The sequence below is a fragment of the Micromonospora sp. NPDC005254 genome, from assembly GCF_042872525.1.
Taxonomy (GTDB): domain Bacteria; phylum Actinomycetota; class Actinomycetes; order Mycobacteriales; family Micromonosporaceae; genus Micromonospora.
Genome location: NZ_JBIAKM010000010.1, coordinates 207,579 through 232,103 on the forward strand (window position 1 = coordinate 207,579; position 24,525 = coordinate 232,103).

General features: G+C 74.9%; 24 protein-coding genes and 1 pseudogene. 18 read left to right on the forward strand and 7 right to left on the reverse strand.

Features of this window, described 5'->3' with window-relative positions; genetic code table 11:
• Positions 1 to 10 precede the first annotated feature (10 nt).
• The 6 genes from ACFYPR_RS28005 (at position 11) to ACFYPR_RS28030 (ending at position 8,181) form a co-directional block, all read left to right on the forward strand.
• Complete coding sequence (locus ACFYPR_RS28005; protein ID WP_387263336.1) at positions 11 to 643, forward strand: ATP-binding cassette domain-containing protein; 633 nt, start codon at positions 11 to 13, stop codon at positions 641 to 643.
• Positions 640 to 1,917, forward strand: coding sequence for a hypothetical protein (locus tag ACFYPR_RS28010; RefSeq protein WP_387263339.1), 1,278 nt, complete (start codon positions 640 to 642; stop codon positions 1,915 to 1,917). The genes ACFYPR_RS28005 and ACFYPR_RS28010 overlap by 4 nt, the downstream gene beginning before the upstream one ends.
• Positions 1,914 to 3,683, forward strand: a complete 1,770-nt coding sequence (locus ACFYPR_RS28015) for a hypothetical protein (RefSeq protein WP_387263341.1) — start codon at positions 1,914 to 1,916, stop codon at positions 3,681 to 3,683. The genes ACFYPR_RS28010 and ACFYPR_RS28015 overlap by 4 nt, the downstream gene beginning before the upstream one ends.
• On the forward strand, positions 3,680 to 6,058 hold the full coding sequence (locus ACFYPR_RS28020) for a tetratricopeptide repeat protein (RefSeq protein ID WP_387263343.1): 2,379 nt from the start codon (positions 3,680 to 3,682) through the stop codon (positions 6,056 to 6,058). Before ACFYPR_RS28015 ends, ACFYPR_RS28020 begins: the two co-directional genes overlap by 4 nt.
• A gap of 93 nt (positions 6,059 to 6,151) precedes the next feature.
• On the forward strand, positions 6,152 to 6,754 hold the full coding sequence (locus ACFYPR_RS28025; RefSeq protein ID WP_387182630.1) for an ATP-binding cassette domain-containing protein: 603 nt from the start codon (positions 6,152 to 6,154) through the stop codon (positions 6,752 to 6,754).
• Positions 6,751 to 8,181: a DUF6297 family protein gene (locus tag ACFYPR_RS28030; RefSeq protein ID WP_387263346.1), complete on the forward strand. Its 1,431-nt coding sequence runs from the start codon at positions 6,751 to 6,753 to the stop codon at positions 8,179 to 8,181. Before ACFYPR_RS28025 ends, ACFYPR_RS28030 begins: the two co-directional genes overlap by 4 nt.
• Here the strand turns inward: ACFYPR_RS28030 and ACFYPR_RS28035 are convergent.
• The gene (locus ACFYPR_RS28035; RefSeq protein WP_387263348.1) at positions 8,125 to 9,669 is read right to left on the reverse strand and encodes a PLP-dependent aminotransferase family protein; all 1,545 of its coding nucleotides are present in this window, start codon (positions 9,667 to 9,669) and stop codon (positions 8,125 to 8,127) included. The two genes, ACFYPR_RS28030 and ACFYPR_RS28035, sit on opposite strands and share 57 nt — an antisense overlap.
• Before the next feature lie 62 nt (positions 9,670 to 9,731).
• Between ACFYPR_RS28035 and ACFYPR_RS28040 the strand changes: the two genes are divergently transcribed.
• Entirely contained in the window at positions 9,732 to 10,343 is a 612-nt protein-coding gene (locus tag ACFYPR_RS28040) for a LysE family translocator (protein ID WP_355068291.1), read from the forward strand.
• Between the two features lie 8 nt (positions 10,344 to 10,351).
• A complete protein-coding gene (locus tag ACFYPR_RS28045) occupies positions 10,352 to 11,092 on the forward strand; it encodes a phenylalanine--tRNA ligase beta subunit-related protein (RefSeq protein WP_355068289.1) in 741 nt (246 codons plus the stop codon).
• A 22-nt stretch (positions 11,093 to 11,114) separates the two neighbouring features.
• On the opposite strand, the gene ACFYPR_RS28050 is transcribed toward ACFYPR_RS28045, so the two are convergent.
• The 3 genes and pseudogenes from ACFYPR_RS28050 to ACFYPR_RS28060 form a co-directional block, all read right to left on the reverse strand.
• Positions 11,115 to 12,146, reverse strand: a complete 1,032-nt coding sequence (locus ACFYPR_RS28050) for a PHB depolymerase family esterase (RefSeq protein WP_354863027.1) — start codon at positions 12,144 to 12,146, stop codon at positions 11,115 to 11,117.
• Positions 12,147 to 12,297: 151 nt separating this feature from the next.
• Positions 12,298 to 12,426, reverse strand: a complete 129-nt coding sequence (locus ACFYPR_RS28055) for a hypothetical protein (RefSeq protein ID WP_387263434.1) — start codon at positions 12,424 to 12,426, stop codon at positions 12,298 to 12,300.
• Positions 12,427 to 12,466: 40 nt separating this feature from the next.
• A pseudogene (locus ACFYPR_RS28060) lies at positions 12,467 to 12,658 on the reverse strand (MBL fold metallo-hydrolase); the annotation flags it as partial.
• 42 nt (positions 12,659 to 12,700) lie between these two features.
• Here ACFYPR_RS28060 and ACFYPR_RS28065 point away from each other — a divergent pair.
• From ACFYPR_RS28065 to ACFYPR_RS28080, 4 genes are all read left to right on the forward strand, one after another.
• A complete protein-coding gene (locus tag ACFYPR_RS28065; RefSeq protein ID WP_355068287.1) occupies positions 12,701 to 13,507 on the forward strand; it encodes an SDR family oxidoreductase in 807 nt (268 codons plus the stop codon).
• Between the two features lie 225 nt (positions 13,508 to 13,732).
• Positions 13,733 to 14,839, forward strand: a complete 1,107-nt coding sequence (locus tag ACFYPR_RS28070; RefSeq protein ID WP_354863023.1) for a DUF5919 domain-containing protein — start codon at positions 13,733 to 13,735, stop codon at positions 14,837 to 14,839.
• Between the two features lie 75 nt (positions 14,840 to 14,914).
• Complete coding sequence (locus ACFYPR_RS28075) at positions 14,915 to 15,802, forward strand: pentapeptide repeat-containing protein (RefSeq protein WP_387263352.1); 888 nt, start codon at positions 14,915 to 14,917, stop codon at positions 15,800 to 15,802.
• 202 nt (positions 15,803 to 16,004) lie between these two features.
• On the forward strand, positions 16,005 to 16,259 hold the full coding sequence (locus tag ACFYPR_RS28080; RefSeq protein WP_354861285.1) for a preprotein translocase YidC: 255 nt from the start codon (positions 16,005 to 16,007) through the stop codon (positions 16,257 to 16,259).
• Here the strand turns inward: ACFYPR_RS28080 and rnhA are convergent.
• A complete protein-coding gene (gene rnhA / locus ACFYPR_RS28085) occupies positions 16,256 to 16,729 on the reverse strand; it encodes a ribonuclease HI (RefSeq protein ID WP_007459445.1) in 474 nt (157 codons plus the stop codon). The genes ACFYPR_RS28080 and rnhA overlap by 4 nt on opposite strands.
• An 83-nt stretch (positions 16,730 to 16,812) precedes the next feature.
• On the opposite strand from rnhA, the gene ACFYPR_RS28090 reads away from it, so the two are divergent.
• On the forward strand, positions 16,813 to 17,541 hold the full coding sequence (locus ACFYPR_RS28090) for a tyrosine-protein phosphatase (RefSeq protein ID WP_355136875.1): 729 nt from the start codon (positions 16,813 to 16,815) through the stop codon (positions 17,539 to 17,541).
• A gap of 75 nt (positions 17,542 to 17,616) precedes the next feature.
• Positions 17,617 to 18,726, forward strand: coding sequence for a serine hydrolase domain-containing protein (locus ACFYPR_RS28095; RefSeq protein WP_387263355.1), 1,110 nt, complete (start codon positions 17,617 to 17,619; stop codon positions 18,724 to 18,726).
• Positions 18,727 to 18,736: 10 nt separating this feature from the next.
• On the opposite strand, the gene ACFYPR_RS28100 is transcribed toward ACFYPR_RS28095, so the two are convergent.
• Complete coding sequence (locus ACFYPR_RS28100) at positions 18,737 to 20,008, reverse strand: lycopene cyclase family protein (protein ID WP_387263430.1); 1,272 nt, start codon at positions 20,006 to 20,008, stop codon at positions 18,737 to 18,739.
• Positions 20,009 to 20,125: 117 nt separating this feature from the next.
• Between ACFYPR_RS28100 and ACFYPR_RS28105 the strand changes: the two genes are divergently transcribed.
• The 4 genes from ACFYPR_RS28105 to ACFYPR_RS28120 all read left to right on the forward strand — a co-directional run bounded on the left by ACFYPR_RS28105 (position 20,126) and on the right by ACFYPR_RS28120 (position 23,674).
• Entirely contained in the window at positions 20,126 to 20,962 is an 837-nt protein-coding gene (locus ACFYPR_RS28105) for a metalloregulator ArsR/SmtB family transcription factor (RefSeq protein ID WP_363940736.1), read from the forward strand.
• 307 nt (positions 20,963 to 21,269) lie between these two features.
• The gene (locus ACFYPR_RS28110; protein WP_354861277.1) at positions 21,270 to 21,764 is read left to right on the forward strand and encodes a hypothetical protein; all 495 of its coding nucleotides are present in this window, start codon (positions 21,270 to 21,272) and stop codon (positions 21,762 to 21,764) included.
• A gap of 86 nt (positions 21,765 to 21,850) precedes the next feature.
• Positions 21,851 to 22,462, forward strand: a complete 612-nt coding sequence (locus ACFYPR_RS28115) for a class F sortase (RefSeq protein WP_354861275.1) — start codon at positions 21,851 to 21,853, stop codon at positions 22,460 to 22,462.
• 105 nt (positions 22,463 to 22,567) lie between these two features.
• Positions 22,568 to 23,674: a magnesium and cobalt transport protein CorA gene (locus ACFYPR_RS28120; RefSeq protein WP_387182664.1), complete on the forward strand. Its 1,107-nt coding sequence runs from the start codon at positions 22,568 to 22,570 to the stop codon at positions 23,672 to 23,674.
• Between the two features lie 51 nt (positions 23,675 to 23,725).
• Here ACFYPR_RS28120 and ACFYPR_RS28125 read toward each other — a convergent pair whose 3' ends face one another.
• Entirely contained in the window at positions 23,726 to 24,436 is a 711-nt protein-coding gene (locus ACFYPR_RS28125) for an MBL fold metallo-hydrolase (protein ID WP_354861271.1), read from the reverse strand.
• Positions 24,437 to 24,525: the final 89 nt, after the last annotated feature.

Genomic DNA, 24,525 nt, shown 5'->3' on the forward strand with positions numbered 1-24,525 from the left:
GTCACCGGAGGTGAGGGCCACGCTACGACTACGCGCACTGGTCGCCGTCGCCGGCACCGGGCCGGTGACGCTCGACGTCCCGTCCGGCGCGACGGTCGCCCTGGTCGCGCCACCGCGGGTCGGCACGGCCGTGGCCCGGGTGCTGGCCGGGCTCGCCGCCCCGGTCACCGGGCGGATCATGGTCGGTGACCGGGACGTCACGGCGCTCGCGCCGCCGCGCCGGCAGATCGGGTACGTGCCCGCCGGCGGCGCGCTGCTGCCGCAGCTCACCGTGCGCCGCAACATCGAGTACGGCCAGCGCAAACGCGAGCGGGTGCACGAGGTGGCCGACGACTGGACGGCGACCGTGGTGGACCGGCTGGAGCTGGCGCCGACGCTGGATCTGCTGCCGCACCTGCTCTCCGACGCCCAGCGCTTCCGGGTGGCGCTGGCCCGGGCGGCGGTCTGCCTGCCCGAGGTGCTCGTGGTCGACCTGCCCGTCGACCCGTCCGGCGGCAGTCGCCTCGCCGACCTGCTGCCCCGACTGGCGCCCCCGGACGCGCCGGGGGTGGCCGTGCTCGTCTGCACCGCCGACCCGGCCACGCTCGCCGAGATCCCCCGCCGCCACGAGCTGGTCACCGAGCCCGACGAGGCGCTGCGGTGACGCCGGCCGGCCGGGTCACCCGGCGTACGCTGCTGCGCGCCGCCGCGGCCGGCGCGGCGGCGACCGCGGCCGGGTGTACCGGCGGCGGCCGCTCGGTGCAGGTGGCGGTGGTGTGGAGCGGCAGCGAGCTGGACCGCTTCCGGGAGGTCGTGGCCACCTACCCCCACCCGGTGCGCGTGGTCAGCGCCGGCAACGACATCGACGCGTTCCTGCGCGCCCGACACCTCGCGGGCACCTCGCCGGACGTGGCGATCCTGTCGCGCCCCGGCCTGGTGACGGAGTACGCGGAGCGGGGTTGGCTGCGCCCGGTGCGCCCCTCGACCGAGTACGCGGTGCCCATCGGGCTCAGCGACCTGCTGATGACCGGCGGGCAGCGCTACGGCGTCTGGGTGAAGGCCGCGCACAAGTCACTGGTCTGGCACCTGCCCTCGATGCTGCCCGAGCAGCCGACCAGCTGGGACGAGCTGGTCTCGTTGACCCGCCGCCTCGGCGCGCTCGCCCGGCGCGGCGCCGGCCCGGCGCCGCTGGCGATCGGCGCGGCGGACGGCTGGGTGCTCACCGACTGGTTCGAGAACGTGCTGGCCGACCTCGCGCCGACCGCCTACGACGCCCTCGCCGGGCCGGACGCCGACTGGCAGGGCCGGCCGGTGCGCGACACCCTGGACCGGCTCGCCGAGCTGTGGAGCATCGACGGCGCCTTCCCCGGCGGCGGCCGGCGCGCCCTGCTCACCCAGTACGAGGAGTCGGTGATCCAGGTGGTGCGCTCCCGACGGGCGGTGATGGTCTTCGAGGCCGACTTCACCGCCGAGGTGGTCGGCCGGTTCCGGCGCGGCCCGGAGGAGCCGGTCACCTTCCGGTTCCCGAGCGCCGGTACGGGCGGCGGCGCGCTGATCGTGGGCGGGGACGTGGCGGTGGTGTTCGCCGACGCCCGGGGCGGGGTGGAGCTGGTCGAGTGGCTGACCCGGGCCGACTCGTTCCAGCCCTGGCTGCGTGCCGGCGGCTACCTGTCGCCGAACACCACCATCGCGCTCACCGACTACGCCGACCCGGTCCGTCGCCAGCTGGCCCGCGAGATGCGCGGCCCCGACGCCCTGCACTTCGACCTCTCCGACCAACTGCCCGGGGCGTTCACCGGCTCCGACGGGGTGGGCATCTGGCGGATCATGCAGGACTTCTTCGCCGACGTCACCGACGGTGTCTCCGCCGGTGAGGCGGTTCGCCGGGCCACCGGGCAGCTCGCGGCGGCGGCGCGCGACGCGGGCGGTGGCCGATGAGCCAGGTCAAGGTGCTCGGCGAGCTGGCGGTGCTGGACGACGTGGGCCCGCCCCGGCGCGGCCGGGCCTACCCGGCGGCCGGGGCGACCTCCGCGCTGCTGCTGCCGGCCGCGTTGCTGCTCGGCGCGCTGGTGCTGTGGCCGGTGCTGCGCACGCTGCACGCCAGCGTCACCACCGACGGTCGCTGGGTCGGCGCGGAGCACTTCCGCGCGGCGCTCGCCGCGCCCGGCACCGGCGCGGTGGTCGGCCGGACGGTGCTGTGGGCGGTGCTGGTGCCGGCGGTGGTGACGGCGCTGGGCTACCTGTTCGCCGTGGCGTCCCGCCGTTCCCAGGAGGGCGGGCTGGTCCGTCTGATCCTGCTGGTGCCGGTGGCGTTGCCGCTGGTCGTCACCGGGGTGACCTTCCGCCTCATGTACGACCCCGACCCGACCCGGGGCCTGGCCACCCTGCTCGCGGCACGGCTGACCGGCCGGTCGGACGACAACGCGCCGCAACTGCTCGGGCCGGGCCTGGTCACGGTGGCGCTGATGTCGGCGTTCGTCTGGGCGTGGGTGGGTCTGGCCGTGCTGGTCTTCCGGGCCGCACTGGACCGGCTGCCGCCGAGCCTCGCCGACGCGGTCCGCGCCTACGGCGGCGGCCGACGACACGTCCTGTGGGACGCGCAGTGGCGACCGCTGCTGCTGCGCACCGTCGCGGTGGTCTTCGCGCTGGTGGCGCTCGGCACCAGCCGGACCTTCGACCTGATCCTCGTCATGACGCCCGGGTCGGTCCGCGACGACGCGGCGGTGCTCGCGTTGCGGGTCTGGCAGACCTCGGGCGGCACCACCACCGGGCAGGGCGCCGCGCTCGGCGTCGTCTGGCTGGCGGCGGTGGCCGCCGGGATGCTGGTGGCGGCGTTCTTCGTCCGCCAGGCGTGGCCGCCACCCCGCGTCGAGGCGACACCCGGGCCCGCCCCGACGACGACGCCGCCGCGACGACTGTTCCGGCTGCTCGCCGCGGGCGGCGCGGTGGCCTGGCTGATCCCGCTCGTGGTGCTCGTGGCGACCTCCGCGCACGGGCAGGTGGACGCCGCCGCACGGGGCTGGTGGTCGGCTCCGCCCGGGACGGGCTCCTACGCGGCGCTGCTCGGTGGCGGCGAGCTGTGGCGGGCGCTGGGCTTCACGCTGCTGTTGGCGACCGTTGTCACCGCTTCGGTGCTGGTCGTCGCGCTGCTGGCCGCGTACCCGCTGGCGTGGCTGACCGGGCCGGCCGCGCAGGCGACCGGGCTGCTGCTGATGGCCGCCACAGTCGTCCCGGTGCAGGTGATCGCCGGGCCGGTCAACGAGGTGCTCGGCGTGGTGCTCTCCTCCGGCACCGCCCGCGGGCTGGCCCTGGTGCACGTGGCGCTGGGGGTGCCGTTCGCAGTGCTGGTGCTGCGCAACGCGTTCGCCGACCTGCCGGCCGAGCAGGTGCGGGGCGCCCGGCTGGGCGGTCGGCGCTGGTGGGGCACCCTGCACCGGCTGGCCCGGCACAACCTGCCGGCCGTGATCGCCGTCTCGGTGCTGGAGTTCGTCCAGGTCTGGAACGACCTGGCCGTGGGCCTGCTGTTCAGCGGGCCGGAGGCCACCCCGCTCGGGCTGTTCCTGGCCGGGCAGAGCCGCGGTTTCGTGTCCAACAGTGGCGTCCTGGCCGCCGGGTCGGTGCTCGCCTCGGTGCTTCCGGTGGTGCTGATGGTGCTCGCCCGACGGCAGCTCGTCGCCGGGCTGGTCTCCGGGGGCGTGCGGTGACCGGCCCCACCGGTCCCGGCCGGACGCCGCGCTGGCCGGTGCTCGTGACGATCGGCACGCTGCTCAGCGGCGTGTTCGGCAACCTGGCCAGCAACCTGCTGTCCGAGTTCGCGGCAAGTGTGCTCGGCCCGGCAAGCATCGTGGTGGCGGTCCTCGGCGGCGTCGGTTTCGTGGTGTTCGAGCTGCGCCGACGACGTGCCGTCCGGGAGACCGGCCCGGAGCCCACCGACGTCGTCACCACACCGCTGACCGACGTGCCCACCCTGCCGTACACGGCCGGGTTCGCCGGCCGCGAGGAGCACGTCCGGGCGGTGCTCGACCTGCTCGCCCGCGAGCACGCGGTGGCGGTGCTGGGCCGGCGGGCGGTGGGCACGTCCGCCTGCGCCGTCCAGGCGGCGAACCTGTGCCGGGAGGACTTCCCGGACGGGCAGTACCATTTCGACCTGCGCCGCGGTGGTCGTCCCCGCTCCGCGCGGCAGGTGCTCACCGCGCTGGCGGGCGTCCTGGGCACCGCGCCACCGACGTCGGGCCGCCCGGACGCCCTCGCGGCCGCCGCCGCCGCGCTGCGCCGCAAGCTCGACGGTCGCAAGATCCTGCTGGTGCTGGACAACGTCGACCGTCCCGAGCAGGTCCGCGCGTTGCTGCCGCCGACCGCCCGCACCTGCCGGCTGCTGCTGGCCGGCGGCCCCGCGCTCAGCGGCCTGGGCGGCGTGGTGGAGCACTGGATCGCCGAGCCCGGTCCGGACGAGGCGGTCGAGCTGTTCGCGGCGGCCGGTGGGGCCGCGCCCGCCGCCCGGATCCGCCGCGCCGACCCGCGCACCGACCCGGCGGTACGCAAGATCGTCGACCTGTGCGGGCGGCAGCCCCGCACCGTGCGGGCGCTCGGTTACCGCACCGCCCAGCACGGCTGGCGGCACTCCGACGTGCTGGACGCGCTGCGGCGTGCGGTGCGCACCCCGCCGCACCAGCGCGTCGCCGTCTCGCCGGCGGCCCAGCTCGTCACCGAACGGGACACCGCGTACCGGGCGCTGACCCGCGAGGCGCGTCGGCTGTACCGGCTGATGTCGCTGACCCCCGCCCCGGTGGACCGGCCGACCATCGCCGCGCTGGCCCGCCGCCATCCCGAGCGGGTGAGCGCGCTTCTCGATGAGTTGGCCGCCGCCGCGTTCGTGGTCGGCGCGAGCGGCGACCGGTACGAGGTCCGCCCGCTGCTCGCCGCGAACGCCCGGCTGCACCTGCGCGACGCCGAGCCGGCCCGCTCCCGGGTCGCCGCGCAGGCCCGGCTCACCCGGCACCTGGCCCGCCGGGCCGAGAGACACGCGGCCAACCTGGCCGTGCTCGGCTCCCCGCCGGACCGGGAGTGGTCGCTGCCGCTCGACGACGACCCGTACGGCTGGTTCGACCTGCACCAGGAGCTGCTGCTGGCGGTGGTCCGGGTGCCGGCCGGAGCGGCCGAGACGCTGCCCCGTCGGGTCCGCCGGTGGTGGTTCCGGTTGGCCGTGGCGCTGTGCGGGTGGCTCGCGCACGTCGAGCGGCTCGACGAGTGGGAGCAGGTCTGCCGCACGGTCCTGGCCACCCCGACCGCCGACGACCGGCCGGAGATCGCCGGGTGGGCGCACAACGAGCTGGGTGTGCTGCGCCGACGCCGGCACGACCCGCAGGGCGCGGCGGCGGCGCTCACCCTCGCGGTGGCCGAGCGCGGCCGGCGGGGCACCGCCCAGGCACGGATGAACCTCGGCCTGGCCCTGCTCGATCTCGGGCAGCTCGACGACGCGGTGGAGCACCTGGAGCTGTCCCGCCGGCACCGCTCGTCGGCGGACCGCGCCGGGCATGCCCTCACCGACCTGGGCCTGGGCGCGGCGCAACTGGCCCGGGGTGAGCTGGACAGCGCGCACCACCACCTGGTGCGGGCGGCGAACACGTCCCGGTCGGTGGGTGACGCGCGCGGCTACGCCGCGGCGCTGACCAACCTGGTGCTGGTGCACGCGACCCTCGGCGAGCACCTGGACGCGGCGCAGGCGTGGCGGGCCGCCCTGCGCGAGTACGAGTCGGTCAACGACCCGACCAGCCGCGCCGCGGCGCTGCTCAACGCCGGCGCGACGCTGCTGACCAGCACGCCGGGGCAGGCGCGGGCGGCGTACGAGCTGCTGGCCGAGAGCCGGCGGCTGCGGGCGGAGGCCCGGCCCACTGCGGGGCTGGGCCGCACCCTGCTGTACCTGGGCGACGCCGCCGCCGCGCTGGGCGACGGGGCCGAGGCGCGGCGGCTCTGGGCGGACGCGGCGACGGTGGCCGAGGAGGTCGCCGACGACCGGGCCCTGGCCGCCGCGGACGACCGCCTGGAGCAGGACGCCGACGCGCCGCCGGCCGGCCTCTGAACCGCGTGGCCCGCCGGGCCGGCGTGATGTCCATCGCTCGCGTTGGCCGGTGGCACGGGTCTGGGAGAGTGTGTGACCGTGGACGCTCTCTCGGTGCGGGGACTCAGCCGCAACTTCGGCAACCTGGTCGTGCTCGACGACGTGAGCTTCACGCTGGCGGCGGGTCGGATCGCGGTGCTGCTGGGCCCCAACGGCAGCGGCAAGACCACCCTGCTGCGGTGCGTGGTCGGCGCCGACCGTCCGGACGCCGGTGAGGTGCTGGTGCAGGGCCGCCGGGCCGACGAGACCGATCCGCAGGTGCGGGCGCTGGTCGCGGCCGCCCTGGACGACATCGACTTCTTCCCCGACCTGTCGGTGGTCGAGCACCTGGAGCTGGTCGCGTACGCCCACGGGGGCGACGCCGAGCCGGTCGAGGAGGTGCTCGCCGAGCTGGGCCTGGAACCGGCCCGCGACCAGCTGCCGGTGACCCTGTCCAGTGGGCAGCGCCGTCGGCTGGCGCTGGCGTCGTGCTTCGTACGCCCACGACGGGTGCTGATCCTGGACGAGCCCGAGCAGCGGTTGGACGTACGCGGCCGGCAGTGGCTGGCCGATCGGCTGCGCCGGGAACGGGACGCCGGCACCGCCGTGCTGCTGGCCTCGCACGACCCGGAGCTGATCGACGCGGTGGTCGACGAGCGGATCGAGATCGGTCGGTGAGCGCCCCGCCGGCCACGATCGCCGAGACACCCGCCGGGCTGCCCACCGCCCGGCAGGTGCGTACGCACCTGCGCCGGGCCCGCCGCCGCCACCACGAGCATTCCCTCGGCGACGTGCTGGGCGACGCGTACGTCATCGTGCTCTTCGTGGGCATGTACGGCTGGTTCGCGGTCAGCGCCAGCCGCGACGTGCTGGTCTCCCCCACCGTCGGCCGCGCCGACGAGGGGGTGCGCTGGTGGCTGGCGGTCGCCGCGCTGCTGGCCGGCGCGGGGCTCGCCTGGCGGGGTCTGCGCGCGCTCGGCCCGCTGCTGGTGACCCCGGCCACCCAGAGCTGGGTGACCAGCGCCCCGGTCGACCGGCGGGCCTGGCTGGCGCCGCGCCTCGGCGTCCTGCTGGCGGGCGCGGCGGCCGGCACGGCGCTGCTCGCGGTCGCCGTGGCCGTGCTGGGCGGCGTCACCCAGCTGGGTGCGGTGGGCTGGGCCGCGGCGGCCGGCGCCGGGTGGGGCGCCGCCGCGCTCGCCCTGAGCGTCGTCGCCCAGAGCAGCCGGGCGGGCCGCCGCTGGCCGACGGTGGTCGGGGCGGCGCCGATGGTGACGGCCGCCGTCGTCGCGACAGTGGTGGTGATCGCCGGTCGCCTCGGCGACGAACTGCCCCGGCCGGCGGCGCTGCCGACCGGCGCGCTGGTCGCGGTCGGGGTGCCCCTCGCGGTCCTCGGCACGGTTCTCGCCGTGCGCGCGCTGCCCCGGGTGGACCGGGCCACGCTGACGACCGGCGCGCAGTTCGCCAACGCCGCCGCGACGGCCACGATCCTGCTCGACCCGAGCATGCTCACCAGCCTGGTGGAGAGCCGGCGGTGGCGGCGCATCGGCCGGGTCCGCAGCCGCCGCTTCCTGCCCGGCCCGGCGTGGTGGGCGCTGCTGCAGGCCGACGTACGCCGCCTGCGCCGCCACCCCAGCGCTCTGCTGATCTGGGCCGGGCTGATCGGCGTCCAGTACGCCGCCGCGCTCGCCCTGCCGGGGCTCGCCGGGGCCACTCAGGTGGTGTTCGCCTACTTCGCCACCGACCGGCTCACCGGTGGCCTGCGCGCGGTCAGTCGGTCACCCGGGCTGCGCCGGGCGCTCGGTGGCAGCGACGCCGCGCTGCGCGGAATCCACGTGGTGGTGCCGGCGGTCGGCGCGGGCCTGTGGTGGCTGCTGACCCTGCCGAGTCTGCCGACCCTCGACGCCGGACCGACCTGGCTCGCGCCGACGCTGGCGGTCGGGGTGGTGGCCGCCGCCTGGCGGGCCGGCACCCGCCCGCCGATCAACTACGGCGGCGCGACGGTCAACACGCCGTTCGGGATGGTCCCGGTCGACCTGCTGCGCCAGGGCTCACGCGGGCCGGCGCTGCTGGCCGTGCTCGTGCTCGTCCAGCTCTTCCTGGGCTGAGCGAGCCGGCCGGCCGGTCGGCCGCAGCGCGGCGGCGATGGCGGCGACGCCCTCGTCGATCTCCGTCGCCGTCCGGGCCGCGTAGCCGAGCACCAGGCCGGGCCGGTGTGGCCGCTGGCAGTGCCAGGACAGGGGCTGCACCTTCACCCCGCGCGCCAGCGTCGCCGCCGCCACCTCCGTGTCCGCCACGGCGGCGTCGTCCAGGGTGATCGTCAGGTGCAGCCCGGCCGCGGCGCCGTGCACCGTGGCGGTCGGCAGGTGCCGGGCCAGGGCGGCGATCATCGCGTCCCGGCGGCGGGTGTGCCGGCGGCGCAGCAGCCGCAGGTGCCGCTCCAGCGCGCCGGAGGTCATCAGCTCCGCCAGGACCAGCTGCGGCAGCACCGCGTTGCCCAGATCGGCGTTGCGTTTGGCGGCCACCACCGCCGCCCGCAGTCGCCGCGGCACGAGCAGCCAGCCGACCCGCAGCGCCGGGGCGAGCAGTTTGGACACGCTTCCGGCGTAGCAGACCTGCTCGGGCAGCAGGCCCCGCAGCGCCGGCACCGGGGGCCGGTCGTAGCGGTGCTCGGCGTCGTAGTCGTCCTCGATGATCAGACCGCCGGCCCGCGCCCAGTCGAGGAGTTGGCGGCGCCGGTCACCGTCGAGCACCACGCCGGTCGGGAACTGGTGCGCGGGCGTGAGCAACACCGCGCGCAGGCCGCTGGCGACCAGTTCGTCGACGCGCAGCCCGGCGTCGTCCACGCTGATCGGCGGGGTGACGACCTGCCAGTTGTTCAGGTGCTGCCGTACGCCGAGCGAGCCCGGCTCCTCGACCGCGATGCGATCGATGCCGGCCGGGCGGAGCGCCTGGGTGAGGAGCCCGACCGCCTGGGACACCCCGGCCACGATGATCACGTCGACCGGGTCGACGGTGATGCCCCGGTTGCGGGCCAGCCAGGTGGCGACGGCCCCGCGCAGCGCGGGCGCGCCGCACGGGTCGCCGTAACCGAGGTCCGCCGCGGCGACACGGCGGAGCACGGCCCGTTCCGACCGCAGCCAGTCCGCGCGGGGAAAGGCGGTCAGGTCGGGTACGCCGGGAGTCAGGTCGATCGTCGCGCGGGCCGCGCGTACCGCGTCGAAGATGTCGCTGCCGGGCGTCGGTGGGAAGAGCGCGGCCGGTTCCGCCGGGGCGGGCGGCGGCGCGGGCGGCGCCCCCGGGGCGCCGACGACCACCGTTCCGGCCCGGCCCCGGCCGGTGAGATGCCCCTCCTCGGTGAGCCGCTGGTACGCCTCGGTGACCACGCCCCGGGAGACGCCGAGGTCGGCGGCGAGCACCCGGGTGGCGGGGAGTCGAGCGCCGATCGGCACCCGCCCCTCGGCGATCGCCTGGCGTAGCCGGCCGGCGAGCCAGTCGGCACGCCCGCCGGGGGGCGCGTCGGCGACGGTGAGGTGCAGAAAATCCGACCCGGCCGTTATGGACCTCGCGGAGTCGTTCGCTTTGGCCCTGCTCACCGGACCATCTTGGCAGCAGAGTGGGCCGTAGACACCCCGCCCGACTCCGCCGGAGGACGACCGTGAGCATCCCCTTTCTGATCACCGCCCTGATCGTGGTGATCACCCCCGGCACCGGGGTGTTCTTCACCGTCTCCGCCGGACTGTCCCGGGGCGCCCGGGCGGGCGTGCTGGCCGCGTTCGCCTGCACGCTGGGCGTGGTGCCGCATCTGCTGGCGGCGTTGACCGGGCTGGCGGCGCTGTTGCAGGCGAGCGCCACGGCGTTCGAGGCCGTCCGGTACCTGGGCGTCGGCTACCTGCTCTATCTGGGCTGGTCGACGATCCGCGACCGCAGCGCCTTCGCGGCGACGAGCAAACGCCCACCCCGCTCGGCGGCCCGGGTGATCGTCTCCGGTGTGCTGGTCAACCTGCTCAACCCGAAGCCGACGCTGTTCTTCGTCGCGTTCCTCCCGCAGTTCGTGGACACCACCGCCCCGGGCTCGGCCCGGGCGATGCTCGCCTGCGGCGTGGTGTTCATGCTGCTCACCTTCGTGGTGTTCAGCGGCTACGGCGTCTTCGCCGCCCGCCTGCGGGACCGGGTGCTGACCCGCCCCCGCGTCACCGACTGGCTGCGCCGGTCCGTCGCCGGCACGTTCGTCGCGCTCGGCGTGACGCTCGCCCTCACCGAACGATAGGGAGCCTGATGCAGTTCGAGCACTCGGCGCAGCTTCGCGCCGCACATCCCGACCTGGTCGCCGGCGTGGTGCACGCGACCGGGATCACCGCCACGGCCGACGTGGCGCAGCGCACGGCCGGCTACCTCGCCCTCGCCCGGAAGCGGTTGGCCGACGGCGCCGAGAGCACCTTCGGGGAGATCCAGGCGTGGCGGCGGGCGTACGCGGCCATGGGATTACGACCCACCAAGTACCGGTGCGCGGCCGAAGCCCTGCTGCGCCGGCTACGTCTGGACGGCGAACTGCCCCGCGTGCACCCGCTGGTCGATCTCTGCAACGCCGTCTCGGCGGCCTACGCCATCCCCATCGCCGTTCTCGACCTGGACCGGGTCGACGGCGACCTGGTGGTCCGGCCGGCGCACGGCGACGAGACGTACCTGAGTTTCGCCGGCGACACCGAGCACCCCGACCCGGGCGAGGTCACCTTCGTCGACTCCGTCGGGCGGGCGCACGCCCGGCGGTGGACGAACCGGCAGAGCGCGTGGTCCGCCGTACGGGCGGGCACCTCGTCGGTGCTGATCGCCGCCGAGGCGTTGCACCAGGGTGCCGAGCCGGCCGTGACCCGGCTGGTCGACACCCTGGTGGCGGAGTTGACCGACGGGTGGTCCGTCCCGGCGACAGCCGCGGTGCTCACCGCCGCCGCGCCCCGCTTCCGCACCCCGGCGGCCGGTGACGGCAACCGTCAGGCGGCGGTGCCGGGCATTCGGTGACAGCGGCGGTGAGCCACCACCCTCAGCCGTCCAGCCGGCGGACCATGTTCATGATGGACTCCACCTGCGCGCCGCCCTTAATCGGGAAGTTGGTCGCGCCCAGGTAGCCCCACCAGTCCCAGCAGCCGTTCGGGTTGCTCAGGGCCGTGCCCGCCTGCGGGTAGAGCACTACCAGGTTGTTGGTGTCCGCGTACTGGTTGAGGTTTGCCCGGTCGACGAACGCCGTGCCCACCGACCCGTACCCCTGGGCGCAGCCGTGCAGGGCGACCAGCAGCCGACACGACTGCCCGGCGGCGCAGGCCGACGGGACGTAGGCGAAGCCGTTGGCGTCCATGCTCAGCCCGTTGGCCCAGCCGTTGACCGCGAAGGTGTTCTGGTCGAAGCGCACGAGCGTGCCACCGAGAGCCGCGGTATTGGGCGCGTTCACCCCGCCGAGCAGCTTGCGCAGCAGGGCGTTCTGCGGGTCGGTGCCGCAGTCGTTGAGGAACGGCGACGCGGTGGCCGTACACCCCGACGTGCCGTACGGCGTGACCCACGAGTGACCGGCGGCCGAGCCGCTGTCGTACTGCACGCTGGCCCCGAAGTGCTGGTAGTAGCGGACCAGGTCGTCGGTGACGGACTTCTTGACGGAGGTGTCGTTGGCGCCGTGGAACACGTACACCGGGTCGCCGGAGAGGTTGCCGACCGGGTCGACCCAGCCGTACGTCGCCCAGGTCCGGGTGTACGTCTGCAGGGCGGACACGTTCGTCGGGTACAGGTTGTCACCGCAGCCGTAGAGCGCCTGGGCAACGGTGTTCTGCGAGCAGTAGTACGGGCCCGCCGCGAAGACGGCAGCGCCCCGGATCCGGGACGAGTAGGCGACGTGCAGCTGGGTCGCCATGTAGCCACCGGAGGACACACCGGCGACGTACACCCCGGAGATGTTGTAGGTGCCCAACGACCCGGAGACGGGCGGCCTGGTGGCGGGGGTGGCGGCCTGGGCGGGGGCCGCGATGGTCAGGATCAGCAGCAGGACGGCGGTCAGGGCGGTGGCGGTTCGGCGCGGTGTGGTCATGAACGTTCTCCTTGGCAGCGCCGGCGGGGGCGTCGGCGTGCGCCGAAGCTACCGTGACGCAGGCCACACCCGACATGAGCCCGACCGACACGCTCGTCGATGTCGTTGTGTGCTCCGACCACCCACAGACGCGGTCCGAGGGCGCGGTCGCTCAGGCGGTGTCGCCGGGGGCGAGGTGGCGGTAGCCGGGGATGGTCTCGGCGAACCAGCCGGCGACGCTGGCCCGGCCGCGCTCGTTGAGCTGCGCGTCGTGGATCGGGTACGCGGCGGCGGCGTCCACCGCTCGGCAGCGGGGCAAGGTCGGGCAGCCGGGCGCCCTCCGGGGCATACACCGGGACGCCCAGCCCGGCCAGGCGCAGCACGTCCACGTGGTCGGTGTGTTCGTGGGTGACCAGGACGGCGTCCGCGCCGACCAGCGCCCCTGGTTCGCTCCAGGTCCCCGGGTCGACGACAAGCACCCCACCGTCGTGCTCGACGCGGACGCAGGAGTGCGTGAATCGGGTGATCCGCATCCGGCGACGGTACGCCGGGCGTGACCGGGGTACTGCCCGTCCATGCCCCATCGATACGACACGTACCCCCGCATCGCCGTCGTGACCGGCGCGGACTCCGGTATCGGCAAGGCCAGCGCGGTCGCCCTGGCCGAGGCCGGCTTCGACATCGGCATCACCTGGTACGGCGACCCCGACGGCGCCGAGCGGACGGCGACCGAGGTCCGCTCCACCGGACGGCGGTGCGAAATCGCCGAGGCGGACTTCACCCGGCTGCCGGACGCGACCGCGGTGATCGACGAGCTGGCCGACCGACTCGGCGGCATCGGGGTGCTGGTCAACAACGCCGGCATCGGCGGCTCGACCCCGTTCGTCGACACCGGCTGGGAGCAGTGGCGCGAGGTGCTCGCCGTGGACCTCGACGCGCCCTTTCTGTGCGCGCAACGGGCCGCGCGGCGGATGCGGGCCGCCGGCGCGGGCGGACGGATCATCAACATCACCAGCGTGCACGAGCACGCGCCCCGGGTGGGCTCGGCCGCGTACTGCGCCGCGAAGGGCGGCCTGGGGCTGCTGACCCGGGTGATGGCCCAGGAGTTGGCCGCCGACGGGATCACCGTCAACGCCGTCGCTCCGGGCGAGATCGCCACGCCGATGACCGGTCAGGAGGACGTCGACCCGTTCACCCAGGAGCGGCCCGGCGTGCCGGTGGGACGGCCCGGCGACGCCCGGGAGGTGGCGGCCGTGGTCGCGCTGCTCGCCTCCCCCGCCGCCAGCTACGTCACCGGGGCGTCCTGGCCCGTCGACGGCGGCATGCTGCTGATGGGCCCGCAGGCCGCCGCGTTGACCACCGACGACTGGCGACGGGTCTGAGGGTCGTCAGCTCAGTCAGGGCGGCGAGCAGGGCCTTCTCGCGTTCGTCGTCGTCCATCCACCCCTACCCTCCGCAGTCGCCCTGCCCCGTTACCGTCACCTGAGAAGCGGTCGAGACGGCCCGGTCGGCGAACCCGTCGGTCGCGAACGGGACAGCGAGCGGCAAAGCCGGCACGTATCCTCCGCATCTCGATGATCGGCGGGGCCAGGACGGAAGGGGACCGGATGCCCGACTGGGCTGGTCGGGGCGACCGTGGCGGCCGACAACGACGTGCCTTCGGCGTCGGTGGGGCGTTGCTCGGGATCGCCCTCGTGCTGCTGCTGGCCGCCTGGCGCAGCAGCGGCTTCCTCAGCGACCTGCTGCTCAACATCGGCTCCAGCGTGGTCCTCGCGGCCATCTCGTACGTCATCTTCGACCCGCTGTTCGAGGAGGCCCGCAGGGCGCGGGTGCAGGAGCACCTGAGCTTCGACCAGCACGCCTTCGTGACCCGGCTGCACCGCTCCGGACGCCGGGTACGGATCCTCGACACCTGGACGATCCTGCTGGAGGACACGCAACGCGAGGAGGCGCTGCGGGGGGTGCGGGCGGCGCTCGCCAACGGCGCGCAGGTGCAGTTGCTCCTGCTGGACCCGGACTGCACGGCCGCGCAGCAGCGCTCGGAGGAGTTGGAGCGGCAGCGGGTGGACGTACCGCGCCAGATCCGCACCAACCTGCGGCACCTGGCGCTGTTCCAGGACTCGCTCGACGCCCGACTGCGGCACCGGTTGCAGGTTCGGCTCTACGACGCGTCCCCGTCGATCCAGCTCTACCAGTGGGACAGCCGGGCGCTGATCTCGTTCTTCCCGATCGGGAAGCTGTCGTTCAACGTGCCCCAGCTCGAGGTCGACATGGACAGCCCCTGGGGCGGGTTCGTGCACGCCCGTTTCGAGGAGCTGTGGGAGCACGAGCAGGCGACGGTCAACCTGGAGCGGTACTGGTCGGTCGCCGTCACGCTGCGCCACGACGACTCCGACGTGGTCGAGGTGCAGGTGCCCTACGTGAGTGTGGAGGGGCAGCACTACGTCGACTGCGGTGTGTTCAAGGTGACCGGGCCGCTGACCGTGCGGGCCGTGCTGCCACCGCGCGCGCCGGGCGGCGCCCCGAAGGTGTTCGCCCTGGCCGAGCCGGTCGACGGGGACCGCACGCCGGCCGCCACCGTACGCAGGCACTTCGACCAGAAGTACGGCGGCGGCGACGGGCAGCGAGAGATCCGCCGGCTGGTGCCGCCGCCGGATGGTTCGCGTACCCCCGCTCCTCGCTCCGCGACGGCCGGCGACGCGCACGGACGGTGACCCCCGACCCACCGGGTCGGGATGAGGCGCGGGACAATGGGGGTCGTCGTCGATCGCCAGGAGGACCGTTTCCCCGTGTCGACCCATCCCGCGCCGCCGTCGCAGTCGGCGCAGCTGCGCGCCGACTGCGCGCGCTGTTTCGGGTTGTGCTGCGTCGTTCCCGCCTTCGCCGCGTCGGCCGACTTCGCCATCGACAAGCCGGCCGGACGGGCCTGCCCGAACCTGCGCCCGGACCACCGCTGCGGCATCCACACGGAGCTGCGGGAGCGGGGGTTCGCCGGGTGCACGGTCTTCGACTGCTTCGGGGCCGGGCAGCAGGTCGCCCAGGTCACCTTCGGTGGCCGGGACTGGCGGGACGCCCCGGAGACACTGCCCGCGATGGCCGAGGCGTTCACGGTGCTGCGTCCGCTGCACGAACTGCTCTGGTATCTCGGCGAGGCGGTGTCGCTGCGCCCACCGGCCGCGCTGCGCGCCGAGCTGGAGCACGCCCGCGCCGAGATCGCCGCGCTCGCCGAGAGCGACCCGGCGCGGCTGGGCACCGTGGACGTCGACGCGCACCGGGCCCGCGTCAACCCGCTCCTGTCGCAGGTCAGTGACGCGGCCCGCTCCCCCGGCGGGATCGACCGGCGGGGGGCGCAGCTCCTCGGGGCGGACCTGCGCCGGGTGGACCTGCGCCGGGCCAACCTGCGCGGCGCGCTGCTGGTCGGCGCCGACCTGCGCGGCGTCGACCTGGGTCTGGCCGACGTCACGGGCGCCGACCTGCGCGGGGCCGACCTGCGCGGCGCGGACCTACGAGCCACCCTGTTCCTGCACCAGGCTCAGGTGGACGCCGCCCGGGGGGACGTCCGCACCGGGCTGCCGGCGACGCTGACCCGGCCGGCACACTGGACGGCGCTGGCGCTCACACCGGTACGCCGCCCCGCGCGGGCCGCCGCCCCGACCCGCCGGGGCCGCCGCCGCTGACGGCGGTGCGACGAGCCGCGCGGTACGCGGGCACGGCGGCTCCGGCCGGCCCCACACCCGTCGGCGGTCCCTGCGCCTGCCGAGCGCCGCGCCGGAGCCGGCCCCGCTCACCCAGACGGCTGCTGCCGCCGCGCGAGGTTTCGTGGGTGACGACGCCGGGTAGCCACGGCCGACGCGGACCGGCATCGACGGGGGGCACGGCGTGGGCTACCGAAAGCGCGACGGTGAGCTGCCGGGCGACCCGCAGCACAGCGAGGACGAGGCCGGCCAGGTGCCGTTGGTGCAGGTCGAGGCGGACACCGAGGTCCCGCCGCCGGCCGATACCGACATGCCACCGGACATCGTCACCGAGGACAACAGCTCGGGCATGACCGGCGGCTCCTCCGGCAGCAGCGGCGGCGGGTCGAGCATGCCGGGGCACCCCGACGCGACCCGCCGAACCGAGCGGACGACCTAGCGGCTCGCCAGCGCCGCCCGCGCCTCGGTCATGCCCTTGTTGGCCAGACCGTCGGCGCGCTCGTTCTCCGGGTGACCGTTGTGCCCCTTCACCCACAGCCAGGTGACCTCGTGCCGCTCGCAGGCCGCCTCCAGCCGCTGCCACAGGTCGGCGTTCTTGACCGGCTGCTTCGCGGCCGTCCGCCAGCCGTTTCGCTTCCACGACGCCAGCCAGCTCGTGATGCCGTTGCGTACGTAGGTGCTGTCGGTGTGCAGCTCGACCGTGACCGGCCGGTTCAGGCTCTCCAGGGCCTGGATGGCCGCCATCAGCTCCATCCGATTGTTGGTCGTCGGGGTCGCCTCGCCACCGCACAGCTCCCGCTCGTGGTCGCCGTAGCGCAGCAGGGCGCCCCAGCCGCCCGGTCCGGGGTTGCCGCTGCACGCCCCGTCGGTCCAGATCTGCACGCCCCTGCCGGCCGCCGCGTCCACCATGGCAGGCAACCTACCGGGCGGTGACCTCGCGCTGGCCTGTCGGGGGCCGCCACGCCGGGGCCGGAGGCACTAGGGTCTGCCGGATGGACCGGCACGTCGCGTTCGACCGTCTGCACAACTTCCGCGACCTCGGTGGTCACCGCACCGACGACGGGCGTACGGTCCGCTGGCGCCTGCTCTACCGCTCGGACTCGCTGGGCAAGCTGGCGGGCGCCGACCTGGACCGGTTCCACGCCCTCGGCGTCGGCACGGTGATCGACCTGCGGTATCCGTGGGAGATCGCCGCACGGGGTCGAGCACCACAGATCGACGGGCTGGCCTGGCACAACCTCAGCATCGAGCACCGCCCCTACGATCAGGCGACGATCGAGGAGAACGTCGACCCGTGGCGCTACCTCGCCAACCGGTACGCCGAGGTCGCCGAGGACGGGGTCGCCGAGCTGCGCCAGGCGTTGGAGGTGATCGCCGCCGCCGACGCGCCGCTGGCCTTCCACTGCGCGTCCGGCAAGGACCGCACCGGCCTGCTGGCCGCGCTGCTGCTGGCCCTGCTGGGCGTCGACGAGGAACAGATCGTCGCCGACTTCACGCGCACCGAGCTGGCCACCGAGCGCCTCATCGCCGACTGGCGGGCCCTGAACCCCGACCGCGAGCTGCGCTGGCCCGGGTACGGTCGCGCCCCCGAAGCCGTCATCCGGCACTTCCTGGCCGACCTGACCGCCGCGTACGGGTCGGTGGTCGGCTACGCCACCGACCGTCTCGGCGTGGACGAGTCGTTGACCACTCGGCTGCGGGGGCGGCTGCTCACCGACTGAGGGCACCGCGCAGGTCGCGCCGGTGGCCGATAATCATGCGCGCGATCGCTGCCTGCTCTGTCAGAGTCGACGACCGTGGACGGGAACTGGGACGGCCTGCGGGCCGACGTACGGCAGACGATCGACGAGCTGATCGCCAGCGGCCGGGAATCCGGGGTGCAGGTCGCCGCGTACCTCGACGGCGAGCCGATCCTGACGGTGCAGGCCGGGATCGCCGACCGGGCCACCGGCCGGGCGCTGGGGGCGGACACCCCGGTCTGGAGCGCGTCCACCGGTAAGGCCGTCACCTCGACCGTGGTACACGTGCTGGCCGAGCGCGGCGAGCTGGACTACGACCTGCGGATCGCCGACGTGTGGCCGGAGTTCGCCCGGCACGGCAAGGAGCGGATCACCCTCCGGCACGCGCTCACCCACACCGCCGGCGTGCCCGTCCTGCCCGCCGACGTGACGCCGGAGGACTTCACCGACTGGGACCGGATGTGCGCCGTCGTGGCCGACGCGGAGCCGATCGCCCCACCCGGCGAGGTGAAGGCGTACCACGCGTGGACCTTCGGCTGGCTGGTCGGTGAGGTGGTCCGCCGGGTGACCGGCCGGCGCGTCTCGGCGGTGCTCGCTGAGGACGTGGCCGGGCCACTCGGTGTGGCCGACGAGCTGTACCTCGGTGTTCCGGCGGCCGAGCTGGGCCGGCTGGCCCGTGTCGAGGACCGCAACATGGCGGCGCTGTTCGACTACGCGAGTGCCAACCTGCCGAACTTCGACCGGGTCGCCCCGGCGGGCGTCCGACCGGGTGCGCAGGTCGGCAGCCGCACCGACGTCCTGGCCGCCGATGTGCCGGCCACCGGCACCATGACCGCGCGGGCGGCGGCACGGATGCTCGCGGCGCTGATCGGCGAGGTGGACGGTATCCGGCTGATCTCGCCGGCCCGGCTGCGGGAGGCGACGACGCTGGACGGGCCGCCCGGACCGGAGTGGGTGTTCGGGCAGGAGGCGACCTGGGGCCTCGGGTACGCGGTGGACGACGACGGTTCGTTCGGCGCGGCCGGCAGCGGCGGCAGCCTCGCGTACGCGTACCCGGAGCTGGGGTTGACTATCGCAGCGACGAAGACGCTGCTCGGGGCCGGTGACGGTGACCCGATGGAGGACCTGCGCGTGCTGATCCGCGACCGGGTGACCGCCCGGCGCTGACCGGCCCGGGTCAGGTTTCCGAGTCGGCGACGGGCCGGAGCGGCCGGCCCACCACGGCCGCCGGGATGGCCGGCGCGGGCCGGGCGGGCCGCAGCCGGTCGCGCACGCGGTGCGCCGCGTCGCCGGCCGTGGCGGCGATCATCGGCAGCAGTCGGGTGGAGTTCATGATCGCGATCTCCTCGGCGGGGGTGGTGACGCCGTCGAGGAAGCGCAGGACCCGCTCGGGCGGGTTGCGGTCGAAGAGCCGATCGAAGAAGTCGGGACCGCCGACGCCGCCCCGGTCCAGCGCGCGCAGCGCCACCGCGTCCATCCAGCGGTGCCGGGCCGGGTACGCGGCCTTCGGCACTGGCGGCTGGCCGGCGGCGAGCGCGCGGGCCACCTGGTCGGCCTGGCGGTACATGGCGGAGAAGGTGAAGCCGGTGGAGGGGCGGGTCGCGCCCCCGGCCGTGCCGAGGCGGACGACGCGCGGCGAGGGCCGGGCCGAGAACGGCGCGTCGGTCATCGGGATCACCCCGTTCTCCACCTCGCGGACCCGCAGCCCCGCCGGGTCGAGCCCGAGCAGGTCGCGGTAGCCGGCCAGCGCCCTGTCGTACCCGGCGTCGGTGAGCAGGCCGGGCGAGAACTCGGTGTACTCGACCAGGGCGTAGCGGTCGCTGACCGGCAGCACGTAGCCGAAGGAGACGCCCCGGGCGGGCTGCGGGGTGCGGAAGTCCATGAGCACCGCCCGCCGCGGGTCGAACGCCGGTCGGTCGGACTCCAGCCACCAGCCGCGGAAGTGTTGCAACCAGGTCGTCCGCCCGGCTCGCGCGGGTGGGCGGGGGCGGGAGTCGAGCACCCAGCCGGCCCGTACGACACGCCCGTCGCCGGTGCGGACGACCACCCGGGTGCCGTCGTCGGTCACCGTCTCGGCCGGGGCGACGATCCGGACGGCGTCCAGCCGACGCTCGGCCTCGGCAGCCCGGTCGTAGACCGGGCCGGAGCGCAGCATGGCGTACCGCAGCGGGGTCAGGTCGAGGACGCGGCGCCGCGCGGGCGTCGCCACCTCGACCTGCCGCCAGCTCGCGCTCAGCAGTGGGTCGAGGTCGGCGCTCGGGTCGCCCCAGAACGCCCAGGTGCGGTCCTGGCCGCGCCGGCGCACCGGGTCGACGACGGCGATCCGCAGGTCGCGGACGCCGTGCCGGTCCAGCGCCGCGAGCAGCAGCGAGGCGGCGCCCCCGCCGCCGAGCAGCGCGAGATCGACGTCGAGCGGGGCGGAATCGGTCACCGCACCACGCTGCCACACCGCCCCGGCGGCCGCACACGCCGCTCCGGCCACTCGACCCCACGCGAGGTTGACATGCAACCATTCGCTTGCCTAAGTTATCGGCAACCAAATGGTTGCTTTTCAGGGGGGCGGCGGATGGACGAGGCGTTCCGGGCACTGGCCGATCCCGGCCGGCGGCGGCTGCTCGACCGGCTCAACGCACGCAACGGCCAGACCCTGCGAGAGCTCTGCGACGGGTTGCCGACGACCCGGCAGGCGGTCAGCAAGCACCTGTCGGTGCTGGAGGCAGCCGGCCTGGTGACGACCGTCCGGCGCGGCCGGGAGAAGGTGCACTTCCTCAACGCCGCCCCGATCAACGCCATCGCCGACCGGTGGCTGAGCCGCTACGACCGGCAGCGGGCGGCCGCGCTCGCCGACCTGAGCACAGCATTGGAGGAACAGCCCATGGCAAGCCCCACGTTCGTCTACACGACATACGTCACCACCACCCCGCAGCGGCTGTGGGCCGCGCTCACGGAGCCCGCGTTCACCCGCCGCTACTGGGGTGGGGTCGCGCTGGTGTCCGACTGGCAGGTCGGGTCGCCGGTGCTGTGGCAGGACGCGCCGGAGGGCGAGCCTCGCGATCTCGGCCAGCGGGTGCTGGTCGCCGAGCCGTACCGTCGCCTCTCCTACAGCTGGCACGGCTTCCAACCCGAGCACGCCGAGCACTTCGGCTGGTCCACCGAGGAGCTGGCCGCTCGGCTCGGCGAGCGCCGGTCGACGGTGACCTTCGAGATCGAGCCGCACGGGCCCTCGGCCGTCCGGTTGACCGTCATCCACGACGACTTCTCCCCGGACAGCGAGATGCACCGGGCGATCAGCGGTCAACTCGACGGCAGCGGCGGCTGGCCGGAGCTGCTGGCCAGCCTCAAGACCCTCCTGGAGACCGGCGAGCCGATGCCCGAACCGGCACCGGCCGAGCGGGCCGGCTGAGCGAGCCGGCTGAGCGGGCCGGCGGGCATTCCCGCCGTGGTTGGGCCATACCTCGCCATCGGCCCAGCCGCGACAGCCCGACCCGAGCGGACATCGATCGGAGCACCGGCACCCCTCGGGCCGTCCGGGTCCAAGCGCTGCTCTCCCCCGCCTTCGGGTGGACACGTGACGGCAACGAAGGTTTCTCATTTTCACCTGATCGGGGTCCCAACCGACCTAGTGTTGGGCACACCGGTGCTAGTCACGGAGTTGGCCACCCGAACGACGTCCCACGCAGTCAGCGGACGAAAAGTGAGGGAAGACGCGTATGAAGGTCTCAACAGCACTCTGCTCTGCGGCGCTCGGCGTGGGCCTCGGCACGCTCCTGCTGCCGGGCGCCGCACTGGCCGACACCGTCGTGTCACCGGCCACCACGCCGGTCGGAGGAACCGTCGTGCTCACCGCGACGACCTGCAACCCGAAGTCGGGTGACGTCATCTTCCGGGTCACCGGACCCAACCGCGACGAGAACGTCCGATCCACCACGGCCGCCGCCGGCGGCGGCCTCAGCGCCGAACTGTTCACCGCCGGGTTCACCCTCGGCACGTACACGGTGGCCGCGACCTGCGGCGACGGCAGCTCGGCGGGCAGCGCCACGTTCACCGTCACCCCGATCGGTGGCGCCCCGGCCGGCTCGGGCGGCGACAACCGCGACGGTCGCGACGCGGGCGCCCTCGCCGCCGGAGGCACCCTGCTCGGCACCGCCGCCGCGGGCGCGGTGCTCCTGTTCCGCCGGCGTCGTCCGGTGTCCACCGTCGCCTGACCGGCGACGCGCTCCATCCCTGAGGACGGGTGCCCGTGCCGGTGACACCGGCACGGGCACCCGACGATCCCTACGGAGGTCAGCACGTGTGGAGGCGACGGACCCTGCCGGCGGTGGTCGCCCTGCTCGGCGTGTCCGGGCTGGGGCTGATCACCGTCGGCCTCACCGCCGAGCCGGCGCGTCCCCCACGCCCGCCGGTCGACGCGCCGACACACACCCGGCCCGCGCCGGACCTGGCCCCGCTGCCCCGCGCCGCGCCCGTCCGGGTCCAGATTCCGGCCATCGGTGTACGCGCGGAGATCGTCGCCGTCGGCGTGGACGCCGCCGGGGTGCTGGAAGTCCCCCCGCTGGACAAGCCGACCCTCGCCGGCTGGTACAAACACGGCGTCAGCCCCGGAGAGACCGGCAACGCCGTCCTGGTGGGACACGTCGACTCGCCGGCCGGCCCGGCGGTCTTCTTCGACCTGGGTCGACTGCGCGCCGGCCAGGAGATCCAGGTCACCCGCGCCGACGCGCGGGTCACCACGTTCACAGTGGACGGCGTCCACGCGTACCCCAAGGACCGCTTCCCCGGCGGCCTGGTCTACGGCCCGGCGGACGCCGCCGGACTGCGCCTGATCACCTGCGGCGGCCGGTTCGACGACACGACCGGCAACTACGTGGACAACATCGTCGTCTTCGCCACCCGCACCGCCTGAGCCGACAGCCCCCGCTGTCGGGAGCCGGACGCCGCTGGGCAGAATCCGGTGGCACCATGCCCTGCGAGCACCGTGGCCGCGTCGGTGCGCGGGAGGGGGCGCGTCGTGGATCAGCGAGCGGTACGGGACCGGGCCGGTCGAGGCGTACGCGCCCTGGCCCGGCGGCTGCTCGGCCGCCCGGGCGGTGAGGCTCCCACGCCCCGCCGATCCAATCCGGACGCCGTGGTCGACTGCGCCGTCTACGTCAACGGCCGACGGGAGCCGGGCCGGCCGCACTACGCCGACGCGTACGCCCGTGCCCGCCGGGGCCGCGGCGCCTTCGTCTGGCTGGGGTTGCACGAGCCGGGACCGGCCGTGCTCGCCGCCGTGGGGCGCACCTTCGGCCTCGACGAGCTGACCGTCGAGCAGGCGCTCGCCGACGGGCACCGGCCCACCGTGCAGCGGCACGGGCCGGTCACCCTGCTGGTGCTGCGCACCGCCGGGTACGTGGAGCACGCCGAGCTGACCGACACCTCCGAGGTGATCGACACCGGCGACGTGATGGTGCTGCTCGGCGACCGGTTCGCCGTCACCGTGCGGCACGGCGCCGCCGGTGCGCTGCGCGACGTCCGCGCCGACATCGAGCGCCGCCCCGCGCTACTGGCCGCCGGACCCTGGGCGGTGGCGTACGCGGTCTGCGCCCGGATGGTCGACACGTACCTGGAGGTGGCCGGGCACGTGGAGCGGGACCTGGAGCGGGTCGAGGAGGCGGTGTTCGCCCGCGACCGTTCGGCCGACATCCAGCACATCTACCAGCTCAAGCGGGAGGTGGTGGAGTTCAAGCGGGCGGTGCTGCCCCTGCAGACGCCCATGCGGATGCTGCTCGACCCGGGCGCCGACGGGCCGCCGCGTGCCCTGCACCGCTGGTTCGTGGACGTGGACGGCCGGTTGGCCCGGGCGGTGGACCGGGTGGCGGCGTACGACGACCTGCTCACCTCGATCGTGCAGTCCCGGTTGGCGCAGCTCGCCGTCGAGCAGAACAACGACATGCGCAAGATCGCCGCGTGGGCGGCCATCGCGGCCACCCAGACCGGCATCGCCGGCGTCTACGGCATGAACTTCGACCACATGCCCGAGCTGGCGTGGCGCTACGGCTACGCCGGGGCCCTGGCCCTGATGGCGGCGGCGGCCCTCGCCCTGTACCGCCTGTTCCGCCGCTCCGGCTGGCTCTGAGCCGCGGCGCGATGGTGGGCATCGCGGCCGCGAGCGGTCAGCGCGGGCGGGTCAGCGCGGGCGGCTCAGGAAGGCGCGGATCCGCTCCCGCGGGCGGTCGGTCAGCTCCGGGCCGTGGGTGAACGCGGCGATGTCGTACTCCAGCTCCCCGAGCACGTGGGAGGTCTGCCGGGTCATCCGGAAATCGCTGCACAGCAACTTCGGTGACCAGCGGACGCCGAGCACGTTGAACAGCGCGTCCCCGGTGATCAGCAGTCGGGTCGGTTCGTGCAGCAGCGACACGTGACCGGGCGAGTGCCCGGGGGTGTGCACCACCCGCAGGCCGCCGCCGACGTCGAGCACGTCGCCGTCGGCGAGCGGCTGCGCCACCCGCACGGCGGGAAACCGGCCGCCGGCCACCCGGGTGAAGAACCGGCCGCCGGTCACCGCCGGGTCTGCGGGCGGGTTGTGGCCGGCCTCGGCGTACGGGATGTCGTCGGCGTGCGCGGCCACCGGGGCGCCGGTGCGGCGGGCCAGTTCGGCCGCGCCACCCGCGTGGTCCGGGTGCGCGTGCGTCAGCACGATCCGGGTGACGTCGGCCGGCACCTTGCCCATCGCGGCCAACCCGCGCACGATCCGGGCCGGCGCTTTGGCCAGCCCGCAGTCGACGAGCGTGACACTGCCGTCGTCGTCGACGAAGGCGTACGAGTTGACGGCCGAACGCCCCACGGTGGGGATCCGCCAGACGTTCGGGGCGAGCGATATCGCGGGGGAACGCGTCATGGCGCGAGTCTAGGGAGAATCGTCAACCATCACTGCCCGTCGACCACCGGCCCGCCACCGTCCGGGCGGGGACTAACCTCGCCCGGGTG

Excerpts from the sequence above, each read along its gene's own strand:
- ACFYPR_RS28065 (WP_355068287.1), top strand. The coding sequence starts at position 12,701 with ATGCCCCATCGATACGACACGTACCCCCGCATCGCCGTCGTGACCGGC.
- ACFYPR_RS28090 (WP_355136875.1), top strand. The coding sequence starts at position 16,813 with ATGGACCGGCACGTCGCGTTCGACCGTCTGCACAACTTCCGCGACCTC.
- ACFYPR_RS28110 (WP_354861277.1), top strand. The coding sequence starts at position 21,270 with ATGAAGGTCTCAACAGCACTCTGCTCTGCGGCGCTCGGCGTGGGCCTC.
- ACFYPR_RS28045 (WP_355068289.1), top strand. The coding sequence starts at position 10,352 with ATGCAGTTCGAGCACTCGGCGCAGCTTCGCGCCGCACATCCCGACCTG.
- ACFYPR_RS28105 (WP_363940736.1), top strand. The coding sequence starts at position 20,126 with ATGGACGAGGCGTTCCGGGCACTGGCCGATCCCGGCCGGCGGCGGCTG.
- rnhA (WP_007459445.1), bottom strand. The coding sequence starts at position 16,729 with ATGGTGGACGCGGCGGCCGGCAGGGGCGTGCAGATCTGGACCGACGGG.
- ACFYPR_RS28125 (WP_354861271.1), bottom strand. The coding sequence starts at position 24,436 with ATGACGCGTTCCCCCGCGATATCGCTCGCCCCGAACGTCTGGCGGATC.
- ACFYPR_RS28015 (WP_387263341.1), top strand. The coding sequence starts at position 1,914 with ATGAGCCAGGTCAAGGTGCTCGGCGAGCTGGCGGTGCTGGACGACGTG.
- ACFYPR_RS28070 (WP_354863023.1), top strand. The coding sequence starts at position 13,733 with ATGCCCGACTGGGCTGGTCGGGGCGACCGTGGCGGCCGACAACGACGT.
- ACFYPR_RS28050 (WP_354863027.1), bottom strand. The coding sequence starts at position 12,146 with ATGACCACACCGCGCCGAACCGCCACCGCCCTGACCGCCGTCCTGCTG.